Origin of the sequence: Sphingomonas sp. LR59 (genome assembly GCF_036855945.1) — a bacterium.
Classification (GTDB): domain Bacteria; phylum Pseudomonadota; class Alphaproteobacteria; order Sphingomonadales; family Sphingomonadaceae; genus Sphingomonas.
Genome location: NZ_JASPFL010000001.1, coordinates 1452589 through 1471351 on the forward strand (window position 1 = coordinate 1452589; position 18763 = coordinate 1471351).

General features: G+C 61.5%; 14 protein-coding genes and 2 pseudogenes. 12 read left to right on the top strand and 4 right to left on the bottom strand.

Annotation, left to right across the window (positions count from 1 at the left end; genetic code table 11):
* Positions 1-325 precede the first annotated feature (325 nt).
* The 7 genes and pseudogenes from QP164_RS06545 (at position 326) to QP164_RS06575 (ending at position 10295) form a co-directional block, all read left to right on the top strand.
* On the top strand, positions 326-1450 hold the full coding sequence (locus QP164_RS06545) for an ROK family transcriptional regulator (RefSeq protein WP_333922606.1): 1125 nt from the start codon (positions 326-328) through the stop codon (positions 1448-1450).
* Between the two features lie 190 nt (positions 1451-1640).
* Positions 1641-2603, top strand: a complete 963-nt coding sequence (locus QP164_RS06550; protein WP_333922607.1) for an ROK family protein — start codon at positions 1641-1643, stop codon at positions 2601-2603.
* A 61-nt stretch (positions 2604-2664) separates the two neighbouring features.
* Positions 2665-3276 (top strand): MFS transporter, encoded by a 612-nt coding sequence (locus QP164_RS06555; RefSeq protein ID WP_333922608.1) that lies wholly within the window; start codon positions 2665-2667, stop codon positions 3274-3276.
* A 75-nt stretch (positions 3277-3351) separates the two neighbouring features.
* A pseudogene (locus QP164_RS06560) lies at positions 3352-3969 on the top strand (MFS transporter); the annotation flags it as partial.
* Positions 3966-5480: a glycoside hydrolase family 32 protein gene (locus tag QP164_RS06565; RefSeq protein ID WP_333922609.1), complete on the top strand. Its 1515-nt coding sequence runs from the start codon at positions 3966-3968 to the stop codon at positions 5478-5480. The pseudogene QP164_RS06560 and the gene QP164_RS06565, both read left to right, overlap by 4 nt.
* A gap of 116 nt (positions 5481-5596) precedes the next feature.
* A complete protein-coding gene (locus QP164_RS06570) occupies positions 5597-8491 on the top strand; it encodes a TonB-dependent receptor (protein ID WP_333922610.1) in 2895 nt (964 codons plus the stop codon).
* A 196-nt stretch (positions 8492-8687) separates the two neighbouring features.
* Positions 8688-10295 carry a glycoside hydrolase family 32 protein gene (locus QP164_RS06575; RefSeq protein ID WP_333922611.1) on the top strand — a complete coding sequence of 536 codons (1608 nt, stop codon included), beginning with the start codon at positions 8688-8690 and terminating at the stop codon, positions 10293-10295.
* Between the two features lie 225 nt (positions 10296-10520).
* On the opposite strand, the pseudogene QP164_RS06580 reads toward QP164_RS06575, so the two are convergent.
* A pseudogene (locus QP164_RS06580) lies at positions 10521-11578 on the bottom strand (NAD(P)H-dependent flavin oxidoreductase).
* 264 nt (positions 11579-11842) lie between these two features.
* A complete protein-coding gene (locus QP164_RS06585; RefSeq protein ID WP_333922612.1) occupies positions 11843-12292 on the bottom strand; it encodes a MarR family winged helix-turn-helix transcriptional regulator in 450 nt (149 codons plus the stop codon).
* A 315-nt stretch (positions 12293-12607) separates the two neighbouring features.
* Between QP164_RS06585 and QP164_RS06590 the strand changes: the two genes are divergently transcribed.
* Together QP164_RS06590 and QP164_RS06595 are read left to right on the top strand one after the other, a co-directional pair.
* Positions 12608-12964: a hypothetical protein gene (locus QP164_RS06590; RefSeq protein ID WP_333922613.1), complete on the top strand. Its 357-nt coding sequence runs from the start codon at positions 12608-12610 to the stop codon at positions 12962-12964.
* Positions 12961-13566, top strand: coding sequence for a DedA family protein (locus QP164_RS06595; RefSeq protein ID WP_333922614.1), 606 nt, complete (start codon positions 12961-12963; stop codon positions 13564-13566). The genes QP164_RS06590 and QP164_RS06595 overlap by 4 nt, the downstream gene beginning before the upstream one ends.
* A gap of 75 nt (positions 13567-13641) precedes the next feature.
* Here QP164_RS06595 and QP164_RS06600 read toward each other — a convergent pair whose 3' ends face one another.
* Positions 13642-15072, bottom strand: coding sequence for a glycosyltransferase family 2 protein (locus tag QP164_RS06600; protein WP_333922615.1), 1431 nt, complete (start codon positions 15070-15072; stop codon positions 13642-13644).
* A gap of 95 nt (positions 15073-15167) precedes the next feature.
* Here QP164_RS06600 and QP164_RS06605 point away from each other — a divergent pair, with 95 nt between their 5' ends.
* Positions 15168-15737, top strand: coding sequence for a cytochrome b (locus QP164_RS06605; RefSeq protein WP_333922616.1), 570 nt, complete (start codon positions 15168-15170; stop codon positions 15735-15737).
* A 440-nt stretch (positions 15738-16177) separates the two neighbouring features.
* Here QP164_RS06605 and QP164_RS06610 read toward each other — a convergent pair whose 3' ends face one another.
* The gene (locus QP164_RS06610) at positions 16178-16573 is read right to left on the bottom strand and encodes a MerC domain-containing protein (protein ID WP_333922617.1); all 396 of its coding nucleotides are present in this window, start codon (positions 16571-16573) and stop codon (positions 16178-16180) included.
* An 86-nt stretch (positions 16574-16659) separates the two neighbouring features.
* Between QP164_RS06610 and QP164_RS06615 the strand changes: the two genes are divergently transcribed.
* Together QP164_RS06615 and QP164_RS06620 are read left to right on the top strand one after the other, a co-directional pair.
* On the top strand, positions 16660-17877 hold the full coding sequence (locus QP164_RS06615) for a GTP-binding protein (protein WP_333922618.1): 1218 nt from the start codon (positions 16660-16662) through the stop codon (positions 17875-17877).
* Positions 17877-18518: a DUF1826 domain-containing protein gene (locus QP164_RS06620; protein WP_333922619.1), complete on the top strand. Its 642-nt coding sequence runs from the start codon at positions 17877-17879 to the stop codon at positions 18516-18518. Before QP164_RS06615 ends, QP164_RS06620 begins: the two co-directional genes overlap by 1 nt.
* Positions 18519-18763 lie beyond the last annotated feature (245 nt).

Consider the following 18763-nt stretch of genomic DNA (forward strand, 5'->3'; position numbering starts at 1 on the left):
CACGACGCCCCCGGCGCAGACCCATAGTCGGCGTTCGATCGTCCCTCTGCGTATCCTAACTTCAGACACTTCTTCATATCCTTGCCGGAGCGCCACACGCATGCCCAGCTGAAAGGGACCATACTCCACACCGCGTAAGATCGACCAGGTTTGCAGGACGCACCGAAAACGATCTGTTCCTGACCTGTCTCGGTAATCACGACGGGCTACGGTTGACGTTGTTAACCGGCCGCTCTTTGGCATAGGCCGAAACGCCTGATCGGGTTAACGAGCAACCACGGTGGCAAGTACCTGTGCAAAACGCCGCGTTTGAAAAGGATACGGCGTGGATACGATACGGCGAGGCACGAATGCGGGCGGGATGCGACGGTATAATGAGCGCCTGATCCTGTCAGCCGTGCGACGTATGAACGGCGCGTCAAAAGCTGAACTCGCTCGCGTGACTACGCTGTCTCCACAGGCAGTCGTACGCATAGTTGACGAGCTGGATGGTGAAGGTCTGCTTTTTCAGGCAGGTAAGCGCACCGGCGGCATGGGCCAGCCTGCGACCATCTATCGTATCAACGGCAAGCGTGGATACACGGTCGGCGTCGAGGTTGGCCGTGGGGATACCACGATCGCGCTTCTGGATTTCGACGGAGAGCGCAAAGCCGTCTGTCGCCATGCCGACAGCTTTCCATCTATCGATACCGTGCTTCGGCACGTCAACGCGTTCATTGACGAACATCTCGCGGCCACGAACTTGCTCAGTAACGAAGCCTTTATGGGCATTGGAATTGCAATGCCGTGGTTCCTCGGAGAATGGCGTGACGAGCTTGGTATATCGATCGACCAAGCGGACGAGTGGCGACGTGCTGATGTGGCGGATCGCCTTCAAGCAGGACTCGCCTGGCCTGCATTTTTCGAAAACGACGGTAATGCCGCTGCACTGGCCCAACTGCTATGCGGCGCAGGCATCGATCTTCAGGACTTCCTGGCAGTCAATATCGGCACCTTCGTCGGCGGAGGTTTAGTTTTGGGCGGTCGGGTACATCAAGGCAGACATGGCAATGCCGGAGCACTCGCGTCAATGCCTGTCTGCGCAGCCGGCAAGAGCGACTATCTGATCCACCACGCCTCGCTTTACGCTCTTAACCAGGAAGCCGTTGCCGAGGAGCGTTCCGCGTGGACGCGTCGGTGTGTTGAGGCACTCGCCTTCGCAGTGACTAGCGCAAACAGCCTTCTCGATCTCGAAGCCGTCATCATTGACGGTGCCCTTTCTTCCACGTGTCTCGATGCAATCGCCACAGGATTGCAAGATCACTTTTTGACTAATTCACCGCCGGATTTCTTTGTCCCTGAGATCCGCCGAGGAGGTCTTGGCAACGTAGCTGCAGCCGTGGGCGCAGCCCTGCTGCCACTCCACGCAAGCTTTACCCCAGACTTGGCGAGCCTGTTCAAGAAAAGCTGATCTGCCCGAAACGGCCACAATAAAAAAACACGGTCTATGCCGACTGGATTTCTAACTGTGCTTGACAGACTAACTCACACTAGTAGATTTAGTACCTGACCACGAAGGCGTGGCAAGTGTCAGGAGAGAGATTTCGTGTTCGTTCGTCCTAAGCCACTGTCGTGCGCCGACTATTTTCGGAATCGCGCTCATGGTTGAGCCATTGATTCTCGGCGCAATCGAAGCTGGCGGCACCAAATTTCTTTGCGCGATCTCCGATCGTGATGGCGCGACGTTGATGCAGACACGCATCCCGACCACGACGCCGAAAGAGACACTAGGCGCGGCCAGCGATTTCTTCGCTCAGGCGAGCGAGCAGTACGGCACTCTTGCGGCGTTCTCTATCGGCAGTTTTGGGCCACTTTCTTTGAATCCGATTGCAATCGATTACGGATGCATCACGTCAACGCCGAAAACGGGTTGGCAGAACGTCGACCTTCTTGCGCATTTCCGCGAAACTATCTCCGCGCCCACAGCACTCGATACCGACGTGAATTGTGCTGCAGTTGGCGAGCGGCTGTTTGGCAGCGGCCAAGGGCTCGATACGTTCTGTTATGTGACGGTTGGAACAGGCATCGGAGTTGGCGTTCTGATTAACGGTGCTCCGCATGGTGGCGCAAATCATCCCGAGGCAGGTCATATCAAACTGCCACGCGCGCCTAGCGATGATCAGTTTGCCGGAATCTGTCCTTACCACGGCGACTGTCTTGAAGGTCTGGCCTCAGGGCCTGCGATGCATGCTCGTTGGGGTACGCCGGCGGAGACGTTGCCCAGCAGTCATCCAGCATGGGACATCGAGGCAGACTACCTCGCCGGTCTTTGTGCGACACTTACCTATACCGTGCGGCCCGACCGCATCATCATCGGTGGAGGCGTCATGCAACCGCCCATGTATGACCGTGTGCGCAGGGCGCTGACCGCGAAGCTGGCCGGTTACGATGCCAGCATGCGCGCGATCGACATGGCCGACTATGTGGCGGCGCCAACCGCGGGCTCTTCGGCAGGTCTGACAGGCGCCCTCGCGCTCGCCTATCGAAAAGCGACCCGACAGTGGCCGATGCATTGGGCCGTTACTGAAACCACCTCCATCGAAGCGGAAGCCGTCAATGCATAGTGTTGTTAGTTCAGGCCCCGCGGGTGTTGCCGATGACGCCCGGGCAACTCCGGCGATCATCATGAGCGCGGCAGGCGCTGCGCTTGGTGGTCTTCTGTTCGGTTTCGACACCGCTGTGATCTCGGGTGCGACCAATGCGCTGCAAAGCCAGTTCGCGCTGACCGAGGCATCGCTTGGCTTTACCGTGGCCTCAGCCTTGATCGGCACCGTCCTGGGATCGCTGATAGCAGGCGCCCCGGCCGATCGGTACGGCCGCAAAGCCATCATGCTGTCCGTCGCGATAGCCTATGTCGTGTCGTCGCTCGGTACTGCGCTGGCGCACGACTGGTACGTGCTGATTGCATTCCGCTTCCTGGGTGGCGTGGCGATCGGCGCCGCATCGGTCGTCACGCCGATCTACATTGCCGAGGTCTCGCCGGCGCGGTTCCGCGGCCGATTGGTGGCGATGAACCAACTGAACATCGTGCTGGGTATCCTCATCGCGTTCCTCTCCAACTACATCATAGCGCAGATCCTGCCCCCCAGACGGCTTGGCGCTGGATGTTCGGCATCGTCGGGGTGCCGTCCGTCATATTCCTCATCGTCACGTTCTTCTTCCAGAAAGCCCAAGGTGGCTGGCGGTGCATATGCACCGCGAACGCGCCGTCGCCGCGATGACGCGGCTTGGATTTAGCGACCCCGGTGCCGAACTGCTCCGCATCGAAGCCGCAGACACGCGCGAAGCCGCCAAGGGGCTCCACGCCTTTTCCAGGCGTCGCACGCCCTCCCCGTCACCTGCGCAATCGCGATCGCGATGTTCAACCAGCTCTCCGGCATCAACGCCCTGCTCTACTACGCACCGCGCATCTTCGAATTGGCCGGTGCCGGTGCTGACAGCGCATTGCTGCAATCGGTTGCTGTGGGCGGTACCAACCTGCTGTTTACGGCGCTGGCACTGTTCCTGATCGACCGCTTCGGTCGCAAGCCGCTGCTGTTCGTCGGGTCGATCATCTGTGCTGCCGCATTGCTTCTGGTCGGCTGGCAGCTCGAGCGCGTCGCGCCGAACGGCACCCTGATCCTCGTCGGACTTCTCGCCTTCATCGCAGCGTTCGCGGTGAGCCAGGGCGCGGTGATCTGGGTGTTCATCTCCGAGGTTTTCCCAAGCTCCGTTCGCGGGAAAGGTCAGGCGCTGGGTTCGACCACGCACTGGGTCATGGCAGCGATCATCACCTGGCTGTTCCCGGTGGTCGCCAGCGCCGTCGGCGGATGGGTGTTCGCATTCTTTGGCGCGATGATGCTGCTCCAGTTCGTCTGGGCATGGAAAGTGATGCCCGAGACGAACGGTGTCGCCTTGGAAGATATGGATTTGCGTGGAGCTGCAGCATGAAGACGATTGCACTGCTGATGGCGGCAGCTGCCGCTCTGGCAACCTCGGCGTCGGCGCAGCGGCCCGATCCCCGGCCTAGCTATCATTTCGCCCCAGCCAAGAACTGGATGAACGACCCCAACGGGCTCGTCTACTATGACGGCGAGTATCATCTGTTCTTCCAGTACAACCCTCATGGCGACCGCTGGGGCCATATGAACTGGGGACACGCAGTCAGCCGCGATCTCGTCCATTGGCAGGAACTGCCCATCGCGATTCCCGAGACCGCCGACGTCATGGCCTTTTCCGGCAGCGCCGTGATCGACTGGAACAATACCAGCGGCTTCGGACGCAACGGCAAACCGCCGATGATCGCGATCTACACCGGGCACAACCCCAAGGCGAAGCTCCAGTCGCAGTACGTCGCCTATAGCAACGATCGCGGTCGGACGTGGACGGTCCACGGCGAGGTTCTGAACGTCGGATCGCCAGAGTTCCGCGATCCAAAGGTCTTCTGGCACGCCGCCACCAAGCGCTGGGTGATGGTCGCAGTGATGGCGCTGGAGAACCGCGCGGTGATCTTCACCTCGCCGAACCTCAAGCAGTGGACGTTCGCCAGCAGCTTCGGCCCCGCCGGCGGTCGCGGGAAAAACTGGGAGTGTCCGGATCTGTTCGAATTGCCCGTCGAGGGCGGAGCTTCCGGCGAAAAGCACTGGGTGCTCGGCATCAACCTCGGCGACAACGCCGTCGGTGGGGGCTCGGGTGGTCAGTATTTCGTCGGCGACTTCGATGGGACGCGATTCACGCCGGTTCAGGGCTGGCCCGGCGATGCGCAGTGGATGGATTATGGGGCAGACTTCTACGCCGCTGTGTCGTGGAACGATCTGCCCAAGGACGATCCACGCCGCATCTGGATCGGCTGGGCTAACGACTGGCGTTACGCGGAAGCCATCCCAACCTGGCCATCGCGCGGACTGATGACCGTCCCACGCCAGGTTACGCTGCGCAAATCGCCCGACGGGTATCGGATCATGCAGACGCCGGTGCGCGAGGTCGCGACCCTGCACGGCGCCCGACAGGAATTCGCCGCGACGTTGAACGACAGCCCGACCGCGCTTCCCATTCAGGGTGGTTCGGCGGATCTGGAGTTCGCGATCGACGCTGCTTCGTCCGAGCAGGTGGCGATCACGCTCACGGATGGCGAGGGTTATCAGACCGTCGTCGGCGTTAATCCGACCGTGAACGAGGTCTTCGTGGATCGGACGCGCTCTGGACCGCATTTCCATGACGGCTTTGCCAGCCGCCACGTCGCCCCCGTCGATCTGAAGACGCATCGCGTGAAACTGCGCATTCTGGCAGACGAGTCGATCCTCGAAGTCTTCATCAACGATGGCGAGCGGACGATCACCGATCGATTCTTCCGTGGCAGTGGCCTGCTGCGGTGGAGCGCGTCCTCGCGCGGCGGCAGTGCGCAACTGAAGCTCACCGCATGGCCGATGAACGCAGGCCCAGTGAAGGTCGCAGCGAAGTGACGACGGGTCCCGTTCAAAAGTCGGCAAGCATGTCCGGCCCGAGCTAGCTAGCGGGCCTCGCGGCCCGGACTACCAATAACCTGAAACAAATAACGTAATAAAGAGGGGATTCTTTTATGACGAGGTCTTTCCACGTCCTGTTGACGACTACTGCACTCCTGCCGCTGATTGTTGCATCTTCAGCTTGGGCACAAGCTGATGTGTCGCCGGCAACGAACCAGACCGGAGCGGCCCAGACGCCAACATCCGGCGATCCACTGCCCAACTCTGCGCCCACCAGTGCTGCGCAGGCGCAATCGGACGCGGCGCCGGAGAACGCGCAGGCGGGCGGAGACAACGAAATCGTTGTTACTGGTTACCGTGCAGCGCTTGGTTCTGCACAGGAACTCAAGCGCAATTCGTCGTCAATCGTCGACGCGGTCGTATCTGACGACATCGGCAAACTGCCGGACAACAACGCTGCCGAAGCCATCTCGCGGATCGTCGGCGTTACGGTTCTACGTTACAACGACGAAGCAGGCGTCATTCTGGTGCGTGGCCTCCCGGACGTTGCAACGACGTTCAACGGCCGCGAGTTCTTCTCGGCCGAAGACCGCGTCTTGCATCTCCAGGATTTCCCGGCTGGTGTCGCCGCGGGCATCGAGGTCTACAAGTCGGGGACGCCCGATCTTATCGAACCCGGTCTGGCAGGGCTGGTCAATCTGCGCTCGCGTCGCCCGTTCGACGTAAAAGACACCGAGATCGCCGGAGAAATCCGCGGATCATACAATGATCAGTCCAAAGCATTCGACCCGTCAGGTAACCTCCTGCTGACGAAGCGCTGGGACACACCGATTGGCGAGATCGGCGCCTTGGTGAATATGAGCTACACGCGCACCACCTATCGCAACGCCGATCGCTATGCTGACTCCGCGGTTATCACGCCGCGCGGTTTTGGCGTCGATGATCCCGCCGATGATCTGACGGTCACGACCTCTGGCGTTGGCAATTTCAACTTTCCGGCAAACGCCGGCAACTTTTACGAGAAGGGCGTTCGTCACCGGCCGGCCATCAACGGTACGATCCAGTGGCGCCCATCGGCCGATCTTGAGGTTTACGCAGAAGGTTTGTGGCAGGCGTATCGCGGCAACGTGTTGCGGGACTCGTTTAACGTGAACTTCGAACGGCGTGATGCCAACGGCGTTGCGCCCACGCTCAGCAACGTCGTCCTGGTACCGGGCGAGCCGAACAAGGCCGCAAGCTTCACCAAGACGGGCGGCTACGTTCCCGAGTTTTCACGGGTAGCGCAGGATGATCGGACTGATACATATCAGGGCGCATTGGGCTTTAAATGGACGACCGGCCGCGCAACGCTGTCGGGCGACTTCGCCTACACCAACAGCCGCTACAAAGCCCTGGAGCTTGCCGTCGACTCCCAGCTTGCGACTGCACCGACTATCAACGTCGATTGGGACGCACGCGGATCGGCAGTTTTCGATCTAGGCAGCTACGACATCACCAACCCCGACAACGCCCGCTGGCGCGGCTTCAATCAGCGCGAGTTCGTCGCCAAGGGCAACGGGCTTCAAGGCCGTCTTGATCTGGATCTCGAAACCGACTGGGGCTTCCTGCCGCATCTTCAGTTTGGCGTTCGTGCCAGTGATCGCAACGCCTCGTCGCAGAACAATACTCGCTACGCCTACACTGCCGGCCTCAACATCCCGCTTGCGAGCCTTCCAACCGGCGCGCTTGAAGTGATTACGGATGGCTTCCGTAACGATCCACAGCGCTTTCAGAACTGGCTTGCGCCAAATCGTGACGCGATCATCGCCAATAGCGAGGCACTGCGCCAGCTTGCCTATCAGTCGGTCCAGCAGGCGACCGTGCTGTTCCCGAACGACGGCGGCATTCGTGACGCTGTGGCAAAGTACGCAACTGCCGAGATCCCTGTCGATCCGCTGGGCGGCTTCACCGCTAGCGAGGCTAGCTATGCCTTCTATGGTCAGGGCAAGTTCGCGTTCGACCTCGGCGGTATCGAGGTTGACGGCACTGCCGGTGCTCGCATCGTCAACACAGATGGTGAGTATCGCGGTTTCAGTCGCGTACAGGGCAGCGATGGCACCGTTGGTATCGTCCCGACGACGACCAAGCAGAACTACGTCGACGTCTTGCCATCTGCCATTGCGCGCATTCGCTTCTCTCAGAAATGGCAGGTTCGTCTAGGCTACACGCAGACGCGGACCCGGCCGGGGTTCGGTCAGCTGAACCCTTCGCTCAACATCACGGCCAACAGCCCAGGTCCAGATGGCTCGCCGCCGCAGTTTGATGCAACCGGCTCTGGCGGCAATCCGAACCTGCGCCCGCTGACGTCAAAGAACTATGATTCCACTCTGGAGTGGTACTTCTCCAAGAACGGGTCGGCATCTGTCGCCGCGTTCTACCGCGATCTCAATGGCTTCATCGGCAACTATACACAGGTCGTAAACGACCCGATCTACGGCCGCGTTCAGCTGAACCGTCCTGAAAATGCCGGTAACGGACGCATCAAGGGTATTGAGGCTTCGGCGCAGACGTTCTTCGACTTCCTTCCCGGCCTGCTCTCTGGCTTCGGCGTGCAGGCGAACGGCACCTATCTCGACGGCACCAACCAACTGCCGCAGGCGCTCGGCGAAAGTGATCGCCAAGTGCGGATTACTGGTCTGTCCAAATGGGCCTATAATCTCACCGGCTTCTACGAGAAGGGCAAGGTTTCCGCCCGGCTCTCGTACAACTGGCGGTCGGGGTATACCACGAGCTACAACCGCACCATCAATGAAACGCAATATGCGGGCGAACTCGTACGTCCTGTGTCACGACTGGACTTCTCCGCGAGCTTCGAGCCGTACAAAAACATCTCGCTCGTGGCCAACGTCAGCAACATCCTGGCGCAGCCGTTCAAGAACTACCGCTACTATAATGAGACGCAGTATTTTGGTCGCGATCTCCGGATCGAAGGTCGATACATGAGCCTAGGCCTGCGATTCAAGATGTAACGCTCTGACCTGCGCAGTGTGGCAACACGGCACTGCGCAGGGACTTGGACCAAGTTGACCGCGGGTCAACGCCTTCGAACTCTGACCTACCTGCGCAGCGTAGGATCCCTGAGTCCCGTGTAACGAAATGCCATTCCGCTCGGGTGCGGGAGGCCGGGACCCGTCTGCCACAGATATCCTGATAGGAGCCAAGGCAATGCCACGTGAAACCGTCTACACCCGGCGCACGACGCTTGGGCTCATCGCCGGCTTTCCGATGATGGCTGGGTGTGGCCGAACACTGGGCGGAGCAACGACCTTGACGGACGGCTCGGTCTCCATTCCTCCGTCACCTTCAGCCACTGTGCCTCAGGCAGAAAACGGCCGGCCTCGCTATCACATCACTGCCCCGGCAGGCGGCTGGATCAACGATCCGCAACGCCCACTGAAGATCGGCGATACCTGGACGCTTTGGGCGTTGTACAATCCCACCTACCCTACCGGTGGCACAAATTGGCGGCGTTGGACGTCGAAGGATCTCGTCACATGGGAAGACCGTGGCATTGCGATCCCGCGAAACACCAACCGCTTTGGAGACGTATGGAGCGGCAGTACCGTTGTTGATACAGCAAATACCGCCGGTTTCGGCGCAGGAGCGCTCGTAACTCTCGTAACGATGCCGGTGCCGGGCACCGGCCAATCCTGTGCATTGTGGTACTCACATGACGACGGAGCGAACTTTGCGTTCCATGACATCGTTCTGGCTAATCCGGGAGGTCGCAAGGATTTTCGCGATCCTACCGTGTTCTGGCATGCGCCCACGAACCGTTGGGTTATGACCCTCTCCGAGGAGGGTAAGATCGGGATCTACACATCCACCAATCTCAAGCAGTGGACATATGCCAGTGGCTTCGCCTCGACGATTGTCGGGCGCGTCATGGAATGCTCACATCTCTTCAAGCTGCATCTGTACGAGGCGAACGGTGAGACGTCGGCAGATAAATGGGTATTGCTGGTTGGCGGCAATGGTACCAAGCTCGGCTTCACCGTAGGCGGCTATTATTGGGTCGGCGACTTTGATGGGATGACGTTCACGTCCGACGCCTTGGAGGGGCAGTGGATCGATGGAGGGGCAGACTTCTACGCCGCTGTAGTCTGGACCGACCCAGCCTCGGCCGATCCGCTTGCATCGGCGTACTCGATAGCCTGGATGAGCAACTGGGATTATGTGAACAAGATTCCTGTCACCCGAGATTACCGCGGACAACTCAGCCTTGTTCGCCAGCTAAGACTTGAGCGTGTAGCGAACTTACCACGTCTGCTCAGCACACCGCTCGCTGCCCAGAATAAGGTCTTTGCTCCCGCCATTGCCGGACAGGATCAGACGATTACAGAAGGGACGTATTACGTATGGCCGGCAGGTGCAGAAGCAGCCGCCTGCCGTATTGATCTGACGTTCAGCCGGATTGGCGCCATTTGGCCCGACGACATCATCTTATTGGTTCGCAAGGATGATAATTTTGAAACCCGAATTCTATTCACAGCGCATACCAATACGGTCTCCCTTCACCGAGAAAAGAGCGGCCCCAACGTACCGAATGTTGACGTTTGGCGGCAGCAACGTAGTGTCGCGTGCGATTTCACGACGGGCTCGATAAACTTAAGCCTATTCATTGATTCAGGTTCGGTTGAGCTTTTTCTCGGCAGCGGAAAAGCAAACATTTCTGAACTCATAACGGCGCCTCTTGAGGCCAAGCTGCTTAACCTGAGCGTAAGCAACGCTAGATTGAAGGTATCGGGTGTTTCAATAACGCCTATGAATTAGCGCGTTTTGAACTCGCGCTTGCAGCGAATTCGGTTTCGCGCCTTTAAGCCAAGTCCGGCTGGACCCACAACCGGCCATCCGCGACCCATTTTTGTGTTCCAACTTCGGCCATTGGTTCATCTCGACCGTACGGCCTTATCCCGTACGCTGGAGGGTCTGCTTAGACGGCTTCGAGTGGGGAAATGGCGAGTCCGATCAGGGAACGTCACAAAGCTCAACCAGACATCAAATCCGTAGCGATTCGAGTTCCGCTCGCAGCACCCTAACCAAGGCTGCTGCCGGCATGGCACGAGAAAGCGGCGCACCTTGCCCGGCCCACTGCGCCCCGAAACCGTGTTCGCCTTGCGCCTTGGCAGCCGCGTGCAAGGCCTTCCCCGCATCATAGGCGATAGGATAATCAGGCGGTCGGCGTTCATCGACCAACTGGCTCATAGCCGTAAACCGGTTGGCCAGCGCACGCGCGGGTCGACCCGAAATAAGCGACGTGAGGACGGTGTGGTAAGCGCCCGCACCGGTAAGGGCCGCCCGGTATGCATCGTCTGCGGCCGACTCCGGGCACGCGACAAAGGCAGTTCCCAGTTGCGCTGCCGATGCGCCGAGGTCGAGCGCCGCGGCGATGCCGGCGCCGTCCATTATCCCGCCAGCTGCGATGACCGGTAGGTTGTTCTTGCGCACCAAGAGCCGGGTCAGCGCGAACACGCCGAGCGCGTCGTCGGGCGCAGTGGGGTCGAAGACACCCCGATGCCCCCAGCCTCGATCCCCTGCGCGACCACCGCGTCGATCCCCGCCGCTTCGATCGCGTGGGCTTCGTCGAGGCTGGTTGCGGTCGCCATGAGGTAGATACCGCGCGCTCGCAACGCCGAGAGCACGTCGGTGGACGGCAACCCGAAGTGGAAGCTGACCACTGGCGGCGCGAGGTCGAGCAGTACCGCCACCATGTCGGGATCATCCGCGAAGCTCTTGTAGATGGTCCTGAGTGCCGTCGGGGGTTCTGCGCCGAACTCGGCGAACAGCGGGGCAAGCCAATCCAACCAGTGCGCTTCCCGTGCGAGATCGGCCTTTGCGCCAGCGTGGACGAAGACGTTGACGTTGAACGCGCGGGCCGTGCGGCTGCGCACCTCCTCGATCATCGCCCGTGCGCCGGCGGCGTCGGTCGCGCCCACGCCGATCGACCCCAAGGCTCCTGCCTCGGATACGGCTGCCGCCAACGAAGGTGTGGCGACCCCCGCCATCGGCGCCTGGATCAAGGGCACCGAGAGTTCGAACCGATTGATGAGAGACATACCTACGGGACCCAACCGTTAACGATGGTCCGCTTATGACTACGCCAGCTCATTAAGTGAATGACGCCAGGTGGGCGGACGCGGATCCTCTGCCCTTCAACCTCTACGACCCACTTGCAGACGTTTAGCCCGCCCTCCTAGCAACCGAACTTCGGACGTCCGTTCAGGTCCGCCAAGATCACCCATCCGCCGCCCGACATTCACGTCAGAACGTCGCCATCTGGTTGCGTAGGAGGTTTTGCTCTGGAAGCCATTCGGTGCTGATCAGCACGGGTTTCGTGGTGCGCCGATTGCATGAAACGCCGCAAACTGTCGCTGCGCTTCATCACTCATAAGGTTCTGCATCATTGTCCAATAACCATGGACGGCCTCTTCGCCTGAGGCAGCATAGGCACGGCTCATATTCTCATGCAGTCCAGCAAAAAGCTTATGTTCGAGTAGCTCGCCTGCTGGCGACAGACTAAGCAGACGTTGTCGCCGGTCCTTGTCGCCAGTCTTCTGGCGGATCAGGTCACGTTCGACAAGAAGGCTGAGAACACGCCCAAGCGACTGCTTGGTGACACCAAGCAAGCTCAAAAGTTCGGAGACACTTAGATCAGGTTGCCTGCCGACAAAATAGAGGCAGCGATGATGCGCGCGCCCAAGACCCAGTGCGGCAAGCTCCTCATCCGAATGACGCAGGTGCGATCTGTGCGCGAAAAGCAGGAGATCCATTCCTCCACGGATGACGTCGTCACGCAAATATTGGGCACGGGGGGCTTATGGATTTTGGCATGTGAGGCTTGGTATCTCTCTCACTGTTGGCAGGCAGGTCCGTCATGCATGAAGCAGCGAAATGGCAGTATCTACGCCTACCACGAACTTTCTGCGCTGTGAGGTGCAAAACTTACAGGCAAACGAGGCGCTGTTCGGGCCTATGAGACGTTCTGGAGTTAAAGAGATAGTAGTATCGCCGCCGTTGCTCGTCGCACTCGGCGCGCGTATCGCACTGGAATGACACGTAATCGACCCTGGCGAAAAGCCCTGATCGTGTTGTTCGTCGCGGTCCTAGCCTTCACTGGCTATCACGCGGTCCGGACGGTCAGCGACGCGATGTATTGGAACGCGCACCGCGATGAGCCGATCGAGCGGTGGATGACGATAGGCTATGTCGCACATTCGTATCACGTCCCGCCCCATGTCCTGCATCAGGCGTTGAACCTGCCGCCGACGCCGGACCGTCGGCCGCTCGGACGGATTGCGCGGGATAGCGGCCGTTCGATGACACAGATCGAGGCGAAACTGATGTATGCGATCGTCCACGCGCGGCCGCCCTATCCGCCACCCGGCCCACCAGCACGACCGTTCATGCGATCACCTACGTCTACGGCATCCCCCGCCAAATGACCGACCAGCTGCTAGAACTGCTGACGACCTACGGGCTGCCTGCCCTGTTTGGTGCAATGATCCTGGCTGCGGCCGGCATGCCGTTCCCCAGCTCGCTGACGTTAGTCGCGATGGGTTCGTTCGTCGCGCAGGGGGAGCTCGCATTCTGGCCCGTGATCTTCGCTGGTGCCTCGGGCGCGATCGTCGGCGACCAGATCGGCTATGCCTTTGGACGATATGGCGGCCGGCCGCTGCTATCGGCGGTCACGAAGCGAATCGGCGGGGCAGACAAGGTCGAGCAGGCCGAAGCCTATTCTCGCAAATGGGCGGGTTGGGGCATCTTCTTCAGCCGGTGGCTGATCGGGCCATTGGGACCGTGGATCAACGTCACCAGCGGACTGACCGAGTATCCCTGGGTACGGTTCATCGTTCTAGACGTTGCCGGCGAAGTCCTGTGGCTATTGATCTACGTCTCGCTGGGCCGCGCCTTCAGCGACCAGGTTCAGACGATCGCGAGCCTGCTCGGCAATCTGACCTGGGTCATCGTCGGCGTGCTGGTCGCCGGGCTGCTCGGTTGGAAACTGTTCGGCCGTTCGACCGAAGTCTCGGATGGTGCGGCATGATCGTCTCTGGCAGAGCAACGCTTCCCACTTAACCTCGTCCGTGGGCGTATTCGTCGGACACCGCCGGCTTCTCCGTCAAGCGCGCTGCTCAAGCGCGGTCCGGGTCTGTGCACTCCAAGTCTGACCGCCGCGCAAAAACGCGTACCAGCCATAGATCGCGCCCGCGTGACGCAACAGCTGGAAGCTGAACGGTTCGGCGATCGCGGCGACGATCGCGGGGCCGAGGTTCAAGCCTTCGCGCTGCCCGGTCCAGCGCTTGTAGATGCCGAGCGACCAAAGGTGGAAGCTCAGGTCGATCGCGATCTTGGCGATCATCACGAGCAGGATCGGGAACGCGAGCGTGTAGCGACCGGTGACGACGAGGCCGATCAGGACCGCAAAGGCTGCCAACCCATAAATCGGCTGCACCGTATCGAGCGCCTTCACCGGGAGCATCCGCGTACCCAGCCGCCCGTAACGCGCGTTGCCGACCATGTCGCGGTTCCAGTGCTGCGTCTGCAGGAAGCCGCCGAACCAGCGCTGTCGCTGTTTTAGAAAGGCAGGGATGCTCGCCGGCGCATCGGTTCGCGCCAGCGCGCCACCGACGACCCGCACCGTCCAGTGCAGCCCGGCATCGTGGGCATGGCGGTGCAGCCGGTGGATCAGCTCGTAATCCTCCACCATGCAGTCGGGATCGAAGCCGCCGACCGTCAGCACCGCATCGCGCCGGAACGCCGCGAAGGCGCCCGAGATCAGCAACAGCCCGTCGATCCGCATCCACGCGTCGCGTGACAGGAAGTTGCGGACATATTCGTAGGACTGGAACCACTCGAATATCCGACCGCTCAGGTTTGGACCGCAGATCGGCGCCAGCACCCCGGTAGCCGCCACCAGCTCTGGCTCCGCTGCAAAGGCGGCACGCATTGCTGCGATCGAGCCGGGCTCGATCAACGTGTCGGCATCCACGGTCAGCACCACGTCCGTAGCGATCCGCTCGAGCGCAGCATTAATCGCGCGGGCCTTGCCGCCGTGCGGCAGACGCAGCCATTGAAGCCGGGTGCGCCCCGTCTCGATCTCGACGAGCCCCCCGAGGGGCGGCGTCGCCAACGCATAGCCCGCCGCCATGGCGGACGGCGTATCGTCGCTCGATCCGTCGTCGGCGATAAGGATCGCCTCGGGTGGTTGGTCCTGGGCAAGGAGCCGGTCGATCGCCAGCCGGATCACGCCTGCCTCGTTATGCGCGGCGACGATCACACCGAAGCTCGGCTGCACGCCGGTCGGGGCTGGCGTTGCGGTTTGCGCAAGGTGGCGGATCTGCCACGCCGTAAACACGAGCAGCGCCGTGTCGTACAGGATGTACGCGATCCCGACCGACCATATGGCAAGCCCCTGCCGCAGAAATGCCTGCGCGATCAGCACGACGAACACCAGCGGGGCGGCCAAGCCGATCAGCCGGCTCGCCAGCCGGATCGGCCGTGGCGACAGCCGCGGCGACTGTGCGGTAAAATTTGCCGAGAGGGATTGCATCGGCCAGCGCCTAACGCTGGCTTGCTGAACGCGCTATTGCGGAAATGTGTCGAGAACCGGGAATCGGCGCGAGGTGGTGGAGCGGATTGCAGCGGATGAATACCAGATACACAGGCGTCGCCATCGCCTTCCATTGGCTGGTCGCGGTGGGGATCGTCATCAACATGACCCTGCCCTGGCTCTGGCCACATCTTGCCGACGACCGCGTGCGCCCCGCGATCGACCTGCACAAGTCGATCGGGATCACGATCCTCGGCCTGGCAACCATGCGCCTGCTCTGGCGGCTGACGCATCGGCCTCCCCCGATGCCGACCACCTATCAAAAATGGGAAATCGGCGCGGCCCATGTGACCCACTGGCTGCTGTACGCGCTGATCTTTGCCATGCCGCTGACCGGCTGGATCATGGACTCGGCGTACAAGGATGCGGCGACCCACCCGATGTTCCTGTTCGGACTGTTCGAATGGCCGCGGATCGGCACGATATTAAGCCTGCCGCCCGCCACGCGCGACGCCGTCCACGATGGTTTCGGCGCCTTGCACGTTTACCTGTCCTACCTGCTCTATACACTGGTCGCGCTTCACATCGGCGGCGCGCTCAAGCATGAATGGATCGATCGACACCGCGAATTAAGCCGCATGATGCCGGTTTGGCGCCGCCGTTGAGGGAATTGAGCGACGCGGCTGCCGCTTAGAGAACGGACGGCTGCTCGGTACCGAAGCAGGCCCGCCTGCAAGACCCAGAAACGGACATTCAGCCCTGCTAACTGCCGTCTTGGAAGCGGCCGTTCGTTCAGCTACCCTCGCTCCAAACTCTCACGTCACTGCTGCTGATGATGCGGTTGCGCGGCGAGGCGAAAATGAGACAAAGCTCGAGTGAAAGCAGCGCGCCTGCCGCATCGAGCCGCTGTTGCTGCTAGGACGACAGCACGGTTTTGAGAAACTCGGAGTTCTCCCAAACCTGCTCCCCCGGCTACCGTACTTACCCGTCAGCATTCCCAAGCCGGGAGCCCCAAGAAACGAGCCCGAGACAGATTCCTGCGGGCGCTAGGCCGGGCTCAACACCTCAGCAGAGCAATGAGTAGCTGTATCGAAGGCTCAACGGCTCAGGCTGACCGTGCGCGCGAGCGATCTCCCAGGCTGCCGCAGCTATGCCGCAACCGCAGATTGGCCGTGTGGGCGAGTGCTACCAGTATGCCGCCGGTCACCGTGACGGTGATTTCGACGCCGCCTTCCGGCAGGGCGAAGGCCCCTATCGTCATCAGGCCCAGTCCGGCGGCGCCAAGGCACAGCGGCCAGGACGCCGCGTGGCGCGCGTGACCACCGACCAGTGCGATCGCTGCGATCGGTGCCGCGAACAGCAGCGCCCAGCGGTGGAAGCTTTCGGGTATGACGATGAACGCGGACACGGCCGGTACCGCCGCCAGGAGGATCGGCAGCACGAGACAGTGAACCATGCAGGCCGCCGATCCCGCCATCGCCGCGCGGTCGAGCCAATCCATTCCGTAATTCCGTATCGTTCTCATCTTGCCACAACCACCATCAACACAGTAATGATACATCATATCATTCAATATGAGGTAGGTCGATGGTTCAAGATGCGAAGCCGCTGTTACCCGTGACGGTCCTGTCCGGATTCCTGGGTGCCGGAAAGACCACGCTCCTCAATCACATCCTCGCCAACCGGGAGGGCCGGCGCGTGGCGGTGATCGTCAACGACATGTCGGAGGTGAACATCGACGCCGACTTGGTGCGCAGTGGCGATACCACCCTGTCGCGCGGCGAGGACACGCTGGTCGAAATGACCAATGGCTGCATATGCTGCACGCTGCGCGAGGATCTGCTCATCGAAGTGCGCGCGCTGGCCGATGCCGGGCGGTTCGACTGCCTGGTGATCGAGAGCACCGGCATCTCCGAGCCCCTGCCGGTCGCAGCGACCTTTTCGTTCGAGGACGAGCATGGCGAAAGCCTGTCGGATGTCGCACGGCTCGACACGATGGTGACGGTGGTCGACGCCGCCAATCTGCTGCGCGACTATGCCAGCACCGACTTTCTAGCCGACCGCGGCGAGGCGCTTGGCGACGACGATCGCCGCAGCCTGGTCGGGTTGCTGGTCGAGCAGATCGAGTTCGCGGACGTGATCGTCATTACCAAGACCGATCTCGTCGATGCTGCGCAGCTGGCGACCGTGCGCAAGCTGGTGGCGTCGCTCAACGCCGATGCCCGCATCGTCGAGGCACGCCACGGACACGTATTGCTCGACTCGGTGATCGGGACCGGGCTGTTCGACGACGAGAAGGCGGAACTGCACCCGCTCTGGGCCAAGGAACTCTACGGCCACGCCGAACATCGTCCCGAGAGCGAGGAATACGGCGTCGAGAGCTTCGTCTATCGGGCTCGCGCGCCGTTCGACCCCGTGAAGTTCCACGCGTTCGCACGCGGCGGCTGGCCGGGTGTGGTCCGGGCCAAGGGTCATTTCTGGCTCGCGACGCGACCCGACTGGTGCGGCGAACTCGCACAAGCCGGCGCCCAGTCGGTGACCGAGGCGCTGGGCCGCTGGTGGGCGTGCGTACCGGAAACGAAGCGCCCGAGCGGCGAGGCCTGGGACCGGATGGTTGCGGCGAAATGGTCGCCGATCTGGGGCGACCGGCGGCAGGAACTGGTCTTCATCGGCATCGAGATGGACGAGGCGGAGATCAGGCGGCGCCTCGATGCGTGCCTCGTCCCCGCGGCCGATTTCACGCCCCGGCTGTGGGAGGGGCTGCCCGATCCGTTCCCCGCCTGGGGCGTGCGGGAGATGGCCTGATGAACGGCGCGGCGATACTCGCCCCGTGCCGCTCGCACGTTCACCGTGCGCGGACCGTCGATGCCTTCGCGGCGATCCTCGACCCCGACGTGAACCTTGCGATCTGGGATCGTCCGTCGATGCTGCCGGTCGGGTCGCTGGACGGCTTCGGCACCATCCAGATGACGACGACAGTCGGTCGCGCGCATGCCGCACTGACCGATGCGCTCGCACAACAGCCGCCGGCCGCCTGGCATGCGGATATCGCCGCGGACATCGCTACGCTGGCCGAGTCCTTCGCCGCGATCATGGATCTGTCGCACGTCGTGATCCGGCTGGAACGGGTAGTCGGCGACGCCTGCAAGCGCTGGCACGCGGATTACGTGTCCGTCCGGCTGATCTGCACCTATCGCGGATCGGGGACGCAGTGGATCGAACGGTTGGTCGAGAGCGCCGATGCGCCGGCGGTCGAGACACCGCGATCGCTCGCTCAAGGCGCGGTCGGCCTGTTCAAGGGCCGCATCCTCGCCGGCGAGCAGGCAATCGTCCACCGCTCGCCACCAATCGCGGGCACCGGCGAGGAGCGGTTGCTGCTCGTGATCGACGGTCCGCCGCCAGCGGACACCGCTGCGCTGTGGGAGCGGGCGATGCAACGTGGCTGACATATTCGCGGCCCATCATCGTCACGCGATCGGCGGGCACGTTCTCACGATTCCCATGATCCAAGCCATCAGGATGCCGACCCCATGACCCGTTTGCCGCTAATCATTGCCGTCACGCTGGCAAGTCTTGGTGGCATTGCCGGTGCGCAGCAAACGCTCGGACCGGCAGGGTATCTAAAGCCCGGCGCGTTCGATGTGCTGGCCGTCCTGCCGCCTGCCCCGAAGGCGACCGATCCCCGCGGTCT